This window comes from Clostridium sp. HMP27 (assembly GCF_000765165.1).
Lineage (GTDB): Bacteria > Bacillota > Clostridia > Clostridiales > Clostridiaceae > Clostridium_AK.
On the sequence record NZ_JMFY01000008.1, the window covers coordinates 36932 to 52302 of the forward strand.

The 15371-nt window shown below is 34.0% G+C and carries 18 protein-coding genes; 10 read left to right on the forward strand and 8 right to left on the reverse strand.

Annotated features, from left to right (window positions below; genetic code table 11):
* Complete coding sequence (locus DP68_RS04575; RefSeq protein WP_081957091.1) at positions 1 to 894, reverse strand: polysaccharide deacetylase family protein; 894 nt, start codon at positions 892 to 894, stop codon at positions 1 to 3.
* A 163-nt stretch (positions 895 to 1057) separates the two neighbouring features.
* Here DP68_RS04575 and DP68_RS04580 point away from each other — a divergent pair, with 163 nt between their 5' ends.
* Both DP68_RS04580 and DP68_RS04585 read left to right on the forward strand, forming a co-directional pair.
* Positions 1058 to 1732 carry a uracil-DNA glycosylase gene (locus DP68_RS04580; protein WP_035306748.1) on the forward strand — a complete coding sequence of 225 codons (675 nt, stop codon included), beginning with the start codon at positions 1058 to 1060 and terminating at the stop codon, positions 1730 to 1732.
* A 182-nt stretch (positions 1733 to 1914) separates the two neighbouring features.
* Positions 1915 to 2823: a DnaD domain protein gene (locus tag DP68_RS04585; RefSeq protein WP_052085649.1), complete on the forward strand. Its 909-nt coding sequence runs from the start codon at positions 1915 to 1917 to the stop codon at positions 2821 to 2823.
* A 77-nt stretch (positions 2824 to 2900) separates the two neighbouring features.
* Here the strand turns inward: DP68_RS04585 and DP68_RS04590 are convergent, their stop codons facing one another.
* The gene (locus tag DP68_RS04590; RefSeq protein ID WP_035306751.1) at positions 2901 to 3761 is read right to left on the reverse strand and encodes an ARMT1-like domain-containing protein; all 861 of its coding nucleotides are present in this window, start codon (positions 3759 to 3761) and stop codon (positions 2901 to 2903) included.
* 171 nt (positions 3762 to 3932) lie between these two features.
* Entirely contained in the window at positions 3933 to 4622 is a 690-nt protein-coding gene (locus tag DP68_RS04595; RefSeq protein ID WP_035306754.1) for a cyclic nucleotide-binding domain-containing protein, read from the reverse strand.
* A 260-nt stretch (positions 4623 to 4882) separates the two neighbouring features.
* Here DP68_RS04595 and DP68_RS04600 point away from each other — a divergent pair, with 260 nt between their 5' ends.
* Positions 4883 to 5575 (forward strand): YjjG family noncanonical pyrimidine nucleotidase, encoded by a 693-nt coding sequence (locus tag DP68_RS04600; RefSeq protein ID WP_035306755.1) that lies wholly within the window; start codon positions 4883 to 4885, stop codon positions 5573 to 5575.
* Between the two features lie 127 nt (positions 5576 to 5702).
* Here the strand turns inward: DP68_RS04600 and DP68_RS04605 are convergent, their stop codons facing one another.
* Together DP68_RS04605 and DP68_RS04610 are read right to left on the reverse strand one after the other, a co-directional pair.
* On the reverse strand, positions 5703 to 5996 hold the full coding sequence (locus DP68_RS04605; RefSeq protein WP_035306758.1) for a CD3324 family protein: 294 nt from the start codon (positions 5994 to 5996) through the stop codon (positions 5703 to 5705).
* 473 nt (positions 5997 to 6469) lie between these two features.
* Positions 6470 to 7357 (reverse strand): 2-dehydropantoate 2-reductase N-terminal domain-containing protein, encoded by an 888-nt coding sequence (locus tag DP68_RS04610; RefSeq protein ID WP_035306761.1) that lies wholly within the window; start codon positions 7355 to 7357, stop codon positions 6470 to 6472.
* A gap of 157 nt (positions 7358 to 7514) precedes the next feature.
* On the opposite strand from DP68_RS04610, the gene DP68_RS04615 reads away from it, so the two are divergent.
* The gene (locus DP68_RS04615) at positions 7515 to 8102 is read left to right on the forward strand and encodes a TetR/AcrR family transcriptional regulator (RefSeq protein WP_035306765.1); all 588 of its coding nucleotides are present in this window, start codon (positions 7515 to 7517) and stop codon (positions 8100 to 8102) included.
* Positions 8103 to 8312: 210 nt separating this feature from the next.
* On the opposite strand, the gene DP68_RS19850 is transcribed toward DP68_RS04615, so the two are convergent.
* The 3 genes from DP68_RS19850 to DP68_RS19855 form a co-directional block, all read right to left on the reverse strand.
* Complete coding sequence (locus DP68_RS19850; RefSeq protein WP_363330945.1) at positions 8313 to 8405, reverse strand: DUF1697 domain-containing protein; 93 nt, start codon at positions 8403 to 8405, stop codon at positions 8313 to 8315.
* 18 nt (positions 8406 to 8423) lie between these two features.
* Positions 8424 to 8978: a GNAT family N-acetyltransferase gene (locus DP68_RS04620; RefSeq protein ID WP_052085650.1), complete on the reverse strand. Its 555-nt coding sequence runs from the start codon at positions 8976 to 8978 to the stop codon at positions 8424 to 8426.
* 327 nt (positions 8979 to 9305) lie between these two features.
* On the reverse strand, positions 9306 to 9515 hold the full coding sequence (locus tag DP68_RS19855; RefSeq protein WP_081957092.1) for a DUF2922 family protein: 210 nt from the start codon (positions 9513 to 9515) through the stop codon (positions 9306 to 9308).
* Between the two features lie 134 nt (positions 9516 to 9649).
* Here DP68_RS19855 and DP68_RS04625 point away from each other — a divergent pair, with 134 nt between their 5' ends.
* The 6 genes from DP68_RS04625 to DP68_RS04650 are packed head-to-tail and all read left to right on the forward strand — an operon-like array spanning position 9650 to position 15202.
* A complete protein-coding gene (locus DP68_RS04625; protein WP_035306768.1) occupies positions 9650 to 10612 on the forward strand; it encodes a Gfo/Idh/MocA family oxidoreductase in 963 nt (320 codons plus the stop codon).
* Between the two features lie 45 nt (positions 10613 to 10657).
* Positions 10658 to 11641 carry a GNAT family N-acetyltransferase gene (locus DP68_RS04630; protein ID WP_035306770.1) on the forward strand — a complete coding sequence of 328 codons (984 nt, stop codon included), beginning with the start codon at positions 10658 to 10660 and terminating at the stop codon, positions 11639 to 11641.
* Between the two features lie 17 nt (positions 11642 to 11658).
* Positions 11659 to 12348: a WbqC family protein gene (locus DP68_RS04635; RefSeq protein WP_035306772.1), complete on the forward strand. Its 690-nt coding sequence runs from the start codon at positions 11659 to 11661 to the stop codon at positions 12346 to 12348.
* Positions 12349 to 12350: 2 nt separating this feature from the next.
* Positions 12351 to 13325 carry a glycosyltransferase gene (locus DP68_RS04640; protein WP_035306774.1) on the forward strand — a complete coding sequence of 325 codons (975 nt, stop codon included), beginning with the start codon at positions 12351 to 12353 and terminating at the stop codon, positions 13323 to 13325.
* Positions 13312 to 14184, forward strand: coding sequence for a UDP-3-O-acyl-N-acetylglucosamine deacetylase (locus DP68_RS04645; protein ID WP_291547297.1), 873 nt, complete (start codon positions 13312 to 13314; stop codon positions 14182 to 14184). Before DP68_RS04640 ends, DP68_RS04645 begins: the two co-directional genes overlap by 14 nt.
* Positions 14177 to 15202, forward strand: a complete 1026-nt coding sequence (locus tag DP68_RS04650) for an ATP-grasp domain-containing protein (protein WP_035306781.1) — start codon at positions 14177 to 14179, stop codon at positions 15200 to 15202. Before DP68_RS04645 ends, DP68_RS04650 begins: the two co-directional genes overlap by 8 nt.
* Positions 15203 to 15371: the final 169 nt, after the last annotated feature.

Below are 15371 nucleotides of genomic sequence, written 5' to 3' on the forward strand. Positions count from 1 at the left end.
TCACTGATTTGATAGTCTTCCTGCAAGTACATTTATCCCATCAACAGAAGTCATGCCAATTCTATGTAAGGTATATATTCCGTCGCCTCTTCTTGCAATTCTTCCTCCTGTTGTAAATCCCATAATATATCCAGCACTTTTTGCTGCTTTTATTGTATTTTCATTATATTTACCAAAAGGATATGCAATAAAATTTACTTTTTTATTTAAGATTTTTTCTAGTGTATCTTTTGATTGTTTTAAAGCTGTTAATTGTTTTTCATAAGAAAGACTACTTAATTCTTCATGCTTAAAGGTATGACTTTCTATATCTATTCCATTATATTGTAATTCCTTAAGTTGTTTTGAATTCATACTTCTATTGTCCTTATCTATATTATCTACAATAACAAATATTGTAGCTTTAAGTCCAAGTTCTTTAAGTACTGGATATGCATATTTATAATTATCTAAATACCCGTCATCAAAAGTTATAACCACAGATTTCTTAGGGACAGGTTTATTTTGCATAAAAAAGTTATATAATTCTTGAAGAGTTAGAGTGTTATAACCATTATCTTTTATATATTTCATTTGTTGCTTAAATTCTTGCTGTGGGATTCGTAGTCTATTATTTTTTTCATAACCTATGGAGTGATACATAAGTACACATACTCGAGCTGTATTGTGTTTTAATGGCACACTTTTATTCATAGAAAAATTATCTTGATTTATCATCTTTGAGTTGGTACATTTCTGTGATAATTCATTAAATACATTTACACTTGAGATTGACCTTTCAATCTTTGTTTTTTTACCAATATATACCTTGTTGCAATATATTGTCTTATATCCATATGATTTTATAAATAGTATGCCTAAAATTAAAATAAGAATTTTTTTGAGAGTGTCCATAATTTTCACCTCTGATTAGTGTTTTCAAGAGTTAATAATGATTATTATGTACATCTGATATAATATTATTTATTATTTTACTAATGTTAAATCTTAAAAAGTGTATTAAAGTTTTAAAATATGCTCAATTATTATTTGTGATATAATATTATAGGGTGATAACATGCAAATATTAAAAAATGGTTGGCAGGACTTATTAGAAGATGAATTTAAAAATGCATATTATTTAAAACTTAGAGATTTTTTAATAAATGAATATAAAACAAAAGCTATATATCCTAATATGTATGATATATTTAATGCTCTACATTACACTGATTATAAGGATGTAAAGGTGGTTATATTAGGTCAAGATCCATATCATGGTCCTAATCAGGCACATGGACTAAGCTTTTCTGTAAAACCAGGCGTACCAGCACCACCTTCTCTTATGAATATTTATAAGGAACTTAATAGTGATATAGGTTGTTATATCCCTAATAATGGTTACTTAAGGAAATGGGCGGATCAAGGAGTTATGCTCCTTAATACTGTACTAACAGTTATAGCTGGTGAGGCAAATTCTCATAAGGGAATAGGTTGGGAGCACTTTACTGATAAAGTAATTAGCCTATTAAATGATAGGGAAGAACCTATTGTCTTTATATTATGGGGAAAAAATGCTCAATCCAAAGTTGATATAATAAATAACCCAAAGCATTACATAATAAAATCCGTTCATCCAAGTCCACTATCTGTTCATAGAGGATTTTTCGGAAGTAAGCCTTTTTCTAAGACTAATAAATTTCTTATCTCCATAGGTAATATGCCTATAGATTGGCAAATTGAAAATATATAATAATGTCCATTTGAGGCTATCCATACTATAAAATATAGGTGATTGTAACTTAATTTCATTAGTGATGCTAAGTACAATAACCTATATTTATTTTTTGACTAAAAACTTTAACTTTTTACAGCAATTTTTATATTACTGCATATTAAATATATAGGTAGAGATTTTTTGGAGGTGGATTACTTATGGCATTATATAGACAATTACAATTATCCTTTTGGGGAGACGCTTTTGTTATGGATTTAACACCGGAGGAGAAGTTTTTTTATGTATACTTGCTTCAATGCACCAATACTAAACAATGTGGGATTTTTGAACTTCCTAAAAGAACTATTGAATATGAGACAGGCTATAATAGAGAAACTGTGGGGAAGCTTTTAGAGAGATTTATTACTTATGGCAAAATAGAATATTGTGAGGAAACAAAAGAGATTATGATTTTAAACTGGATAAAGTACAACTTTATAAACAGCCCAAACACAATAAAATGCATAAATAAGGAAATAAAAGAAGTCAAACATAGAGAGTTTGTATACAAGCTTTATGATTTATGTAAGAAGCTAGTATGCCCTATACATTTAATTTTTGATGGCGTAGAGGGCTTTCAGAAAAAAACAAGGGGCTTAGAAGGGGCTTATAAGGACCTAGGGGAAGAAGAAATTAAAGAAGAAATTAAAAAAGAAATTGAAGAAGTAGAAGAAAAAGAAGATGCAGAAGAAATAATAGGGAACTCTGCTGCTGATGTTTATAGGAATGTAGTTAATGGGACAGAAAATGAAGGTATCAGTGAAGTTTTAGAGGTGTTTAATAACAATATTCACCCAATAACCCCTATAGAGTTTGAAAGCCTTCAGGATTGGAGTAAGGATATGAGCTGTGATTCCATAATTTTGGCCATTAAAGAGGCGGCGTATCATAATGCTCGAAGCATGAAATACATAGATTCGGTTTTAAATAATTGGTATAGTCTTAATCTTACAACGTGCCCAAAAATTCTAGCTTATCAAAGGGAATGGAAAGATAAAAATAAAGATAAGTGCAATGGAACTAAATTTGAAGGTGCTAATGCTGAAGCTTATGTATACGTAACGTAGAGTAGGGGTGATTGGGGTGTACTAAAAGTGCCACCCACATAGCAAGATTAAAAAACAATAGAATATCTTTTGCTTTACTAGTAATTTGTAAGCACATAGTCCATTTGTTTGCAGCCGATGGCAGAAGCAACTGAACTGCATTTTGCTCGCAAAAGATAAAATATAGTTTTATCTTTAATATCACTTAATGTTTCAAAATTAGCTTGCCCTTTGCTTATAATAAGATCTGCCTTGTTAAATTCACTCTTAAATTCACTTGAGCAATCTTTTAATATGGTTCCCTGTGCAGCGTGTCCATTGTCGATAACTTTAACTAGATCTACAATTCCTGTACTTATTGCATCCTGCATCGTTGCATCATTAACTATTGGACCTCCTTTTACCACATAAGTAACCTTGTTTAATGGAAGATTCTCTAATAAAAATTTATCAAATATGATTTCCCCAGCATTGTCAGCAATATACATAATATTATTTGCTTTCTCTGCTGCTTCTCGCAGAGCTGCTGTTCCAGTACCAAAAATATCATGCTTGATACTGTCCTCAACGGACTTAACAACATCTGAGTGCTCTAGCTTTAGACCAACTGAAAAATCTATAATATTTCCTGCAATAGCCAGCCTACAGGACATATCGAAGGGATCTTCTGCATTATCTAGCCATTTTTCTTCAATAATTTTTTTGTAAATTTCACTAGCAATTTCATTATATTGTTCTTTTAGCCTTGCATATGGATCAGTAATATTAGTAATATTCTTAGCATGCTGATGCATCCTAAAGGCTATTTCAGGTGCTGTTTCATTGAAGTTCATTTCCCCTAATTCCTTCAAAGATTTTTTTATTATTTCTTCCTGTATTAGTACATTGCTTGTAGCTTCTTCAGCTATTTCTACTGCTTGCCTAGCAAGACAGTGAATGCATTCATATGATATTTTCATAGCATCTTCTCCTTAAGAGCAATATGATTTTACTTCACTAATTGGATTATTTATATTATACCATCTTAATTTATAATTAAGAAATTACATTTATTTATGGTACGATCACCGTATCATAAGTAGATGTAGTTTATTTGATAAATATTCATATGAACTTACTTGAAAAACACTTTAGAGTGGTTTTATATAAATATTTTTTGACAATTGCCTAAGCTTATCTACATCCAGTATATATATTTTTTTGTCATCACATTTTATAATTGATTTTTCCTCCATACCTTTAAGTGTTCTGTTTAAATGTCTATATGTTGTACCTAAAAATTGTGCAATATCCAAATACGATGAATTTAATATCATGTAATTCTTATCTGTTAAATGTTCAATTAAATAACTTGATAACCTATTAATAAGCGGATATACAAAATTATATGAACCGTTGTTAATAGTTCCGTAGAGCTTTTCACTCAAAGAATCTATTAAATGATGCAAAAACTTTATATTATTAAAATACTTTTCCATGAGTATTGCTGAAGGTATTGCTATCAAATAAGTATCTTCCACTGCATCGACATTGCAAAGTATGGGAATACCCTTAAAAAGTTCTATATCTCCTAATGTATTAAAAGTCTTATAGAATTTCAATAGCATTGATTTCCCATTTTCAAAAGGATAATAAATTTTAATTTTACCCTCCACAAGTAAGTAATAATATTCAAGATTTTCTCCTGATTCTAATATATACTCTTCTTTTTCATAGAAATGAAGTTGTGCATATTTTATTATTTCATCATCAAATATATTTTCTATATTGTGTTTTTTAATATACTTATTTAACAGGTTATTATCTGAGATTTTTCTCATAAATCCTCCTAACATGACTAATGTCATGTTCTAATTATTATAAATATATTATTTTATTTATAAGGACTTGTAAAGAGATGAATCAATAGGTCAAATGCTTACAAGTGCAATTATAGATTATTGGTATTTTAATATTGTTTCCACGGGGAAGGTAATAGTTGCATACTATTTTTAGCAGGTATTATACTTAATGCAAAGTCTAATAAAAACTATAAGCAAAATCAAATTAAGTTATTTATATAAAGGCTGGAGGACATATTATGAAATATGAAGTGATATTATTTGATGCAGATGATACTTTATTTGACTTTAAAAAGTCTGAAAGAGAAGCTTTTAAGAATACTATGCTACAATTTAGTATAAAATATGATGAAAGTTACCATTTGAAAATTTATCAGGAAATAAATACAGTTATATGGAAAGAATTTGAACAAGGACTTATTACACAAGATAAATTAAAGGTAGAAAGATTTAAAAGGTTATCAGATAAATTGAATATAAAGTTTGATGAAACTAACTTTGCAAAGTCATATATAAAACATTTGGCTGATGCGTCATTTCTATATGATGATAGTATAAATCTTATAGAGAATTTAAATAAGTCTTATAAGCTTTCTATCATAACTAATGGTCTCACATTTGTTCAAGATGGAAGAATTAGAAAATCTATCATTTCAAAATATTTTGCTGATATAGTAATATCTGAGGAAATACTAATATCAAAACCAAACCCTAAAATTTTTGAACATGCTCTAAAAAATATTAATCATACTAATAAAAGTAAAGTATTAATGGTAGGAGATAGCTTAACTTCTGATATACAAGGGGGAATAAACTTTGGAATAGATACATGTTGGTATAACCCTAATAAAATTAAAAATGAAACATTAATAAAACCTACCTATGAGATTTTTAATTTTAATGAACTAAAATCTTTACTACTTAAGCCATGAAAAATTCCAATGAATAATATCACAAAAGGTATAGAATTATATTTAAATCTATACCTTTTTTAATATTAGTAGAAACCTCATTTATAGATTTTAATTCACAAACAAAAATGGGCCACCTAGAAACAAATTAGGTAGCACATTCTATATTAATGCATTTTCTCTTTTGGGAAACAATTCTTTGTATAGTCTTAGGTGACAGATAATACTTCTCTGAAAGTAATCGTGTAGACATTCCTTTTAGATAATCTTCATATATATTTGTATTCCTCTTTAAAAGTTCAATTTTACTCTTGGTTAGTTCACCCCATGCAATCTTATTTTCCTCTTTCTTCGGTATATAAATGTATTCACCGTCCACGTAGTTTTGAATTATTTCTAATACCTCATTAGGTAAAATATCTCTCGCATTTGAATAGCTCATTTTGCTCCTCCTAGTTATTCACTTTTTAGGATTTGCAAATGCTATTTTATTACATTTTTATAATAATGCAATAGCCTCTGCTATGCATTAAAAATATCTCTCATCATAAACAATTCCTCCAGTATTTATATATATATATTTTATCAGTTATGCATAGTACATAAAACCTCATTCTTATTTCATAAATAAAAATGAGACAATATGATAAAGATCATAATGACTCATTTTTTTGCATAAAATCTCATTTGTTTATGGTATAATTCTCCATAGAAGTTGTAAGTGAGGTTTTTGGTTAAATAACGGATTTTATAATCAAAGAGGTTCTATCTATAAAGCATTGGAAAGTTTTACTTAAGAAAGTAAGATGTCCATTAGCCACATTCTCTCCTAGGCTAGGGTATTTTCAGTTCTTTGAACAATGAGATAGCATCCGCCGGTTTCCTTTATTTACAAATTAAATGGCTATTTCATGGTCAAACACGTATCTTTTTATTAAATATCTCATCCAACAACAGTATTTCCTCTTTTGCACTTACAGCATGGTTTCCAAGCAAAACATCAATCGTAAAATCACTGCTCAGCATCTTGCGGTACATATGAATAATATCCTTTTCCGACATTTCCCCTATTGACTTCGTTTCTGGAGGGATTACTGGAATTCCCGCTTGAGATACCATGTGTAAATTTTGTTTCAATTCTGCGGCAATGTTTAGTAAAGTGCTTTCACTTTTTGCAGTCTCTATATCCATCATTCCAGTATTCGTATAAAAATGTTTTATAGCTATAGCGGTTGCGGTATGAGAAATATGGAATGCGATTATGTTTTCTTGTATTTCATAGTGTAAATTTGATGTTTCAAATATTTGAGCAAGGTCTTTCACTCTTTTGGTAATTTGTCCATCTATTTCACCAAAAATTGTTCCTTGATGCTTTTCAGAACCAAATTGCGCATACAGAATACCATCTTTCATGTCACCACCTGCACCTGGGAATCCTGGAAGCAACCGGTCTCCTACAATTTCAAGCCAACGGTCATATCCCATGGTATTAGTGAAGGTGATAATGGTTTTACTATTATTATTCTTAATTGCATACAGCGCAGATTCAGCCTGATCATAACGTACCGGAACAAAGATGAAATCATAAATATCATCATCCTCAAGTTTTCCGATTGTCTTAATAGATATGGAATTTATCGTTCCATTGTCATTATATCGTAATCCATCCTTTTTTAGGGCCTCTAGCCTTTTTCCTCTGGCCAATAATGTGACATCTAGTCCAGACTGTGAAAATCTAAGTGCATATATACTACCAACCACACCGGCACCAAATATTAAAATTCTTTTTTGTTTTGTATTCATATTATCATTCCTTCCAGTAAATTAGCTGCATGTTGTTTAAGCAACACTTGTATGATATTATATTAGTACGACATTCTTATGATTACAACCAGCAGAATAAATGAAAAGTTGCTTAGACAACAGATTTTGATATTTGATGTTTTGGAAAGGAATATATATGGTGAATAAGGAAGATCCAAGAGTCTTGCGCACACGACAATTAATAAGAGAAGCCTTTAGCACTTTATTACAGAAAAAAGAATTTGATGCAATTACCATAAAGGATATTGCGCAGAGAGCTTCTATTAACCGTGCTACCTTTTATGCACATTATGAAGATAAGTATGCTTTGTTAGAAGAAATTACAGAACAGGCTTTTTATAAGATGATTCCTGAAGAAGTTATGTATTCTCAGGAATTTACGGATGAAATATGTAACAAGTTGATCTTATTGACACACAATTACATAGTAACTTTTTATAAGATATGTGGATGGAATTCCAAATCTATTGCTACGCTTGTTGACGAAAAAATAAAAAAGATGCTACAACAAATAATAGAAGGCATATTTTTGAAAGGGAATACTTTCTGTATAAAAGACAACCTAAATATAAAAATTATTTCATCCATGACATGCTCAGCTATCTACAGTGCTACTTATTCTTGGTTTATGGCTGGTGAAAATGATCGAATCAATTCACTTGTAGATATTGTCCGTCCCTATGTAATGAAAGGTCTCGATTTATATGGCAATTGTGATGTATAGCTGTCTTATTTCTTTATCAATTTGGATTTATGTCGATATATTAGACATAAATCCATGTCCTCTCTTTATAACTATCGACCTCCAGCAAAGTTCGTATTTACTTATGGTACGGTTCGCCGTACCGCTCTAGCTGCGTTTTTTTGATATGTATTCATTTACAGTTTTGCCTATAAAATCGGATAGGGATAGTGTACCTATCTGTACAAAGGTTTATTTCAGAAGTTTCATATCAATCTTATTGTGCCCGCCAACATTTACTCCTCGCAGCAAATTAACATAAACCATTATAGTACCTACTATCATAAGTACTGTGCCTGACACCTAGAATTTATCATTTAGTAAGCTGTAATTGGCTCTTTGCTCTATAATTCCATCATCCATTTGAACCTGAAAAGTTTTTTCTAATACAAAGCCGCATCTTTCTAAAGCCTTTATTGATTTTATATTTTCCACTCGCACTTCTTCCGCTACTATTTTATCTAGTTTCAATACTTCAAATGCATAATTCATGGCAGCATGAATGGCTTCTTGGATATAACCCTTGCCTCTATACTTTGGCAAAAGATCATAACCTATCTCAGCTTGGATCTTATCATCCGATATATTCCATAAACATATCCCGCCTACATACTCCTTTGTATCCTTCATATCGATTGACCATAGAATAGCCTCATTTCTATTGATCATTCCTTCTATCTTTACCAAATATGCTTCTGCTTCTTGAACCGTCTCATATCTTTTTATTCCCGTAAACTTGGAATACGCTTCATCTGAGCGGATTTCGAATATATTTCCTGCGTCGGATATATTCACTTTTCTTAGAGTAAACCTTTCCGTTTTTAATGTAGGAAAAGGTGTGAAATTAATACTATTCATTTTAGCAGCCTCCTCTTTTCAACACTATTATTTTCATAATATACCCCTTTGAGACTATGACCTAGTAGCCTTACGTAGATTTAATAACTATTATAATCTTTATACATTCATTATACCTGAGAATTAGTAATAGATTAACATTCAAGATCATCCATTGATAAAAACAATATAAAGATTCTGCAATTTATTTTATAAATGAATATAGCGCTCACTTATGATACGTTTCACTGCATCAGTTGCAAGTGAGGTTTTTACAATAGATTTTACAATATGTTTTCTGTTCCTATATTGTTTCTTTTTTCAATAATGCTGTAACTTCTAATTGCTTCAACTTCTCCTGCACATTAATGTCTTACCGCCAAAAATAGTAACCTTAAGATCAGTAACATTCCTCTCAGTAATCTTAGCTGCACGCTTGGATTTCAAATCTCGGCCACATGCTATACCCACATCCATAGCTACTGAAACCTCTGCTTCGGTGATGTTGTCTCTTAAGCCTGGAAGTGTAATGCTTGCTCTTGAACCTTCTGAGTTCAGTTACTAGTTCCTTTTGTTTTTTTAACTTTACCAGATGAGGACCGCTAGTGTAAGTAATATTTTCTATGCGTGGTGAATAGGCTAATATATGGTGCTCCGGCATATAATTAGTATGTAATTGAGAGGTAATTGCAATGATGAAGCTTGCTTTGATAGGCTGTGGAAAATGGGGAAAAAATTATTTGAAAACTATAAATGTAATAGAGGGCTGTGAATTGAAGTGGGCCTGTGACCTAGACTATGAAAAGCTAAATCAGGCAGCAGCTGTTTACCCTCAGACCAGGTTAACTGAAAATAAAGCAGATATATTGAATGACAGTGAGGTACAGGGGGTTATTATAGCCACAACACCTGAAAGTCATTACATGCTGGCGAAGGAAGCAATAAGTAAAGGCAAAGCTGTTCTCGTAGAAAAGCCCGTGACAATTAACAGGAAAGACAGTCATGATCTAATTGAATTGGCTACTGCTCAAAATACCGTATTGATGGCCGGCCATACATTGATTTACCATCCTGCTGTGAAAAGGATAAAGGAGCTTCTGGAAGAAAAACATATTATTGATGATCTATGTTACGTCAACATGTCCAGAACCAGTTCCACCTTTCAGGCTCCCAAAGTAGATGTTCTTCATGATTTGGCGGTTCATGATATTTATCTTTCCCGGCACCTCATAGGGATGGACCCTATCTGGGTAATTGCCCATGGTGAAAGATATATTCAAAGTCCTTATAACAATGTTATCAATATACTGTTGGGTTTCCCCAATGGTAAAATAGCTTCTATATTTGCTAGCTTTATTCATACGGAAAAAACCAGGAAAATGACACTGGTTGCATCGAAAACAAAATTGGTATTTGACGATGCACAGACTGACGATAGAAAAATCCAAATCTTCCATAACGGAGAGCAGGAGCATTTTTTGGCAGTGGAAGGCAATTCGCAACCTCTGACACAGGAGTGTATTCATTTTATGGAATGCATTAGAGAACACAAGGAGCCTCTTAGCGGCAGAAAAAATATAGAATTTGTGGCAAAAATAACTGATTGCATTTCACAATCTATCGCAAAAGGCGGAGAGAAAATCAACATCTTTTGATGGAGATGGTAAGCACTATATTCAGGAAAGTGTGGTGAAATTATATTGTTTGTAAAGAGCTATTCAAAAGAACTTGAGAATGAATGGGAGGGATTTGTGAGTTCCTCAGTTAACGGCACTTTTATGCAGGAGAGAAGATTCCTGGGTTATCATCCCTCAGACAGGTTTTCAGACCATTCCCTGATATTTATGGAGGATAAGGGAATCATTGCTCTTCTTCCTGCTGCTGTAGTACAACAAGAGGATAAACGCATCCTAGTTTCCCACCCCGGCGCTTCCCATGGAGGGCTCATAATAAAGTCCAGTCTAAGCACTAAAAAATGCCTGGAGCTCGTAAGTGCCCTTGTGGAATATTGTGTCATGGCTGGTTTTGACTATATACGGCTAAAACCTGTTCCGAAGGTTTACCATAAGGAGATTTCGGACCAACTTGACTTTGCTTTAAGGTTTTCTGGGTTTAGGCTTGAGTATACAGAGCTGGCCACAGTCCTTGAGCTAAAAAAAAGTGAGGAATTTTTTGTAAAGCGGGTAATGAGTGACACAGCTTTTCGAAACTATCAGAAGGCATTGAAAAGTGGGTTATCAGTGGTGGAGGATGCCGATATAAATGATTTTTGGCCTATTCTGGAAAATAAACTTAAACATAATCATAATGCAAAGCCTGCACATACATTAGATGAAATTAAACATCTAAAAACTCTTTATCCTCACAGGATAAAACTCTTTGCAGCATATGAAGGAGTAACTCCTGCAGCGGGTGTTTTGGCATTTTTACTGAACGACAGAGTTATAAACTGTTTTTATATTGCCCACCACGATGGTTTCCAGCATAAGCGGCCGTTAAACCTTATTTTTGGTCATATGATGGAATGGGGACTAAAAAACGGCTTTTTATATTTAGATTGGGGTATTTCCACTGAGGTAAAAGGAAGTAGAGTCAATACAGGGCTGTTTCGTTTCAAAGAAGGTTATGGAGGGCATGGGGTATTGCGTGAATGCTATTTGTATGAAGTAAACAATAGCAAATAATTTAAAGGAGTTAGGCAATGAAATTAGCAGGTCATCAACCGAATTATATTCCCTGGCCGGGATATTTTGTTAAGATGGCACAGTGTGATATTTTTTTCATTTTAGATACTGCTCAGTTTCAAACGGGCAGTTCATTGGATAATAGGAATCTTATCAAAACTTCCCAAGGGACTCAGGTACTGACTGTGCCGGTGAAACGCAAAGGCATGGGCTTGCAGCGGTTTAATGAAGTTACTGTTATACCAGGTTGGAAAAGGCATCATCTTATGGCACTCAAAGTAAACTACGCAAAAGCACCTCATTTCAAAGAAGTTTTCCCCATGATGGAGCAGGTATTGCAAGATACCGGATATCTTATAGATACCAACATAGCTTTCATTAAGCTGGTACATGACCTGCTGGGACTTAAAACAAAGCTTGTGTTTTTATCAGAGTTACCTCAATTTTCTGAGCTTAGAAAAAATGAACTGATAGCTGCAATCTGCTCCCACTTTTCTGCTGACAGTTACCTGTCCGGTATTGGAGGAAGGGCATATATTAAGCCAGAGATTTTTGAAAAACAAGATATTAAATTGGAGTATTTGGATTATGAGCCTATAGCATATCCGCAGCTTTGGGGCAATTTTATACCCAATTTGTCTATAGTTGATATGTTATTTAATTGTGGGGCAACGGGCACACGCAAGCTTTTGTTGAAGGAGGTGTAAGTATGAAAAGAATATTGTTTTTTGCACATAGTTCTAAATATACTCTTGGGCTGCCCCAGGGTTTTAGAGAATTGAACTGCCCTGTTTTTATCCTGAGGGATTTAAGTAGAAGTTCTATAACAGAGGCAGTTGACCACTTTAGGCCAGATATTATGATAACAACGGGATGGGCTTACCGCAGATATAGCCGTGAGCATATAGAGGAGCTTACGAAAAGAGCTTCTAAATATAAGGTGAAACATGTCTATTGGGCAACTGAAGATCCAAGATGGACCGAAAAGTGTTCCTTCAGGTGTATTGAAACCTTTAAACCTAATGCAATTATGACCATACATCCTGGTAGTGTAAATAAATACAGAGGGCTTGGGCTTCCCACCGGGCATCTGGATTTTGGCTGCAATCCGGAATTCAATAAGAATGAACCTCCAAGCAGTAAATATGATTATGATGTGGCCCTAATTGGTAATGGTGGACGAGAGTGGAAGTCATATCGGAAGGATAGCGTTCAGATATTACTTAAGCCTTTGGTGGAAAGGGGATATAACATTGCTATTTGGGGTAAGCGATGGGACCGTTTTAATGAGGAGCTAATGGGTTTTAAGATCCCAACGCATATGCTTAAAGGTGAACTACCTTATGAGGAAACAAATAAAGTATATAATTCAGCTAGAATTATATTAGGTTTGCAAAATGACCATGACATGTTAACATCTCGGACTTTTGAAGTACTGGGTTCGGGCGGTTTTTTGCTTACCGTACCAACACAATCTGTCACCAAGCTGTTTATAAATAATGTTCACCTGTCATGTGCCTCTTCCCCAGAAGATACAGTTGACCTGGTAAATTATTTTCTTAAAAATACCGCAGCACGGCAAGAAATAGCGCGCAATGGTCAGCTGGAGGTTTATTTAAACCATAGTTATAAGGAACGCGCCAGACAAATTCTTGATTTCTGCAGATTAGTTGAAAGGAATTGAAATTGAAATGGATAATCAGACAACTATTAAACAAAGGGTTTCTTTAATGGGTACTAGCATTGCTGGCGAAACTGATGCAAAGGTAACTTTTTATCCAGCACCGCCGAGTACTGGTATAATATTTATCCGTAATGACCTGCCAGGCTGCCCTAAAGTAAAAGGCTCATTTGAAAAAGCAAAGGTTGAATACAGATGGACTTCTCTTGTTGATGGAGATGTTCGCATCGAACACACGGAGCATGCCTTGGCAGCCTTATCAGGATTAGGACTCGACAACGTATTTATTGAGCTGGAACAGGCCAGCCTGCCCGTAACAGAAGATTACAGCAGTAAAGAGTTCAAAAGAGCGCTCACGGAAGCTGGGATAGTGGAACAAAATGCCAAGAAGGAAATGATAAAAATACTTAAGCCCATTATTGTATATAAACGTGAAAGCTTAGGGGATATGGAATATGAAAAGTTCCTGATAGCTCTTCCCTACGATGGATTTAAGCTAACCTATGTGGTTGACTATCCCAATCTGCCTCAATTATCTCAAGTAGCTGAAATGGACATAACTCCTGAAACCTTTGCTAAAGAGCTGGCAGATGCCCGTTCTTATATAATTGAGTCAGAGATTGAAGATGTTGTAAACCTAACTGGGAAAGTCAGCTCAAATGTATTGGTAGTCAAATCCGGGGCTGAGTACAGGTCCTGGAAATGGCCCAATGAACCTGCCCGTCATAAAGTGCTTGACCTTCTCGGAGACCTTAGTTTACTTGGGAAAAAGGTACTGGGACATGTAATAGGCTTCAGATCCGGTCACCGGTTAAATCTAGAGCTGTGTAAAAAAATTTATGAGGAGTGTAATTATGAATGAAATCAATGATACTCTCAGTGTATTGGTTACAGGTGCAGGTTCCGTATACGGGCAGGGTATTATCAGGTCACTGAAAGAATCGGTGCTTCCTGTTGAAACAATAGCAATTGACGCTAACCCATATTCTCTAGGTTTATTTTTTGCCGACAAAAGCTTTATCGCTCCACAGGTAGCAGATGAAGAAAGCTATTATATGTTTATTAAAAATCTTTGTATAAATCATCAGATTAAAGCGATATTTATCGGCTCTACAGCAGAGCTTCCCTTTTACTCCAGAAATAGAGAATCCCTTGAAAAATCTACAGGAGCGAAGGTGTTTGTAAATTCTCCGAGAGTGATAGAGCTTTGCACCGATAAGTGGCTGACCATGTGCCATTTATCATGCTCCGGTTTTCAAATTCCTGCAACAATCAGGTATCCTGAAGATGCTGGTATGCTCTCCTCATTTATTGAAAGTACTGGGTTTCCCTTGATAGTCAAGCCGCGTTTTGGACGTGGCTCAGTAGGTGTTGTTCTAGTTAAGGATAAGCAACAGCTGCTTGAAAATATAAAGGGTAAGAAAAGCCTAATTATACAGGAATATCTTACAGATGAGGAGCAAGAGTTTACCGTAGGGATTTGCATAAACCAAAAGGGAAAGGTGATTTCCAAAGTCGCTTTAAGGAGGTATTTACTGGAAGGGGTTTCTATTGCTGCAGTTTCTGATGATTATCACCACATTGCAGATTATTGTGCTATGGTTGCAAGTACATTGGGAGCCTATGGGGCTATAAATATTCAATTGCGTCTTAAAGATTGCATGCCAGTAATTTTCGAAATAAATCCCAGATTCAGCAGTTCTACATGTATGCGGTTACTATTTGGAATAAATGAGCCGGAAAGCTTAATACGCTCAGAAGTGCTTTGCCAGGAGGTAATACCAGGCATCCCAGCAACCGGCCTTGTATTGAGACAATACATGGATTATTACTTCCCACTAGATAAGCTTAACTCGCTTTCTACAGCCAGGCCTCACTAGATATAAATATTTACGTGAAAATTATTGAAAACCACGACTAATTAATTAGTCGTGGTTTTTATGTTTTTTATTTATAGAATCGATCAGCAGTATCCTTTGCAGTAAAGCGCTTAAATATATATCTACATAATGCTTCATACAACGGAAGCTTCAATGTCCTATCATCTCT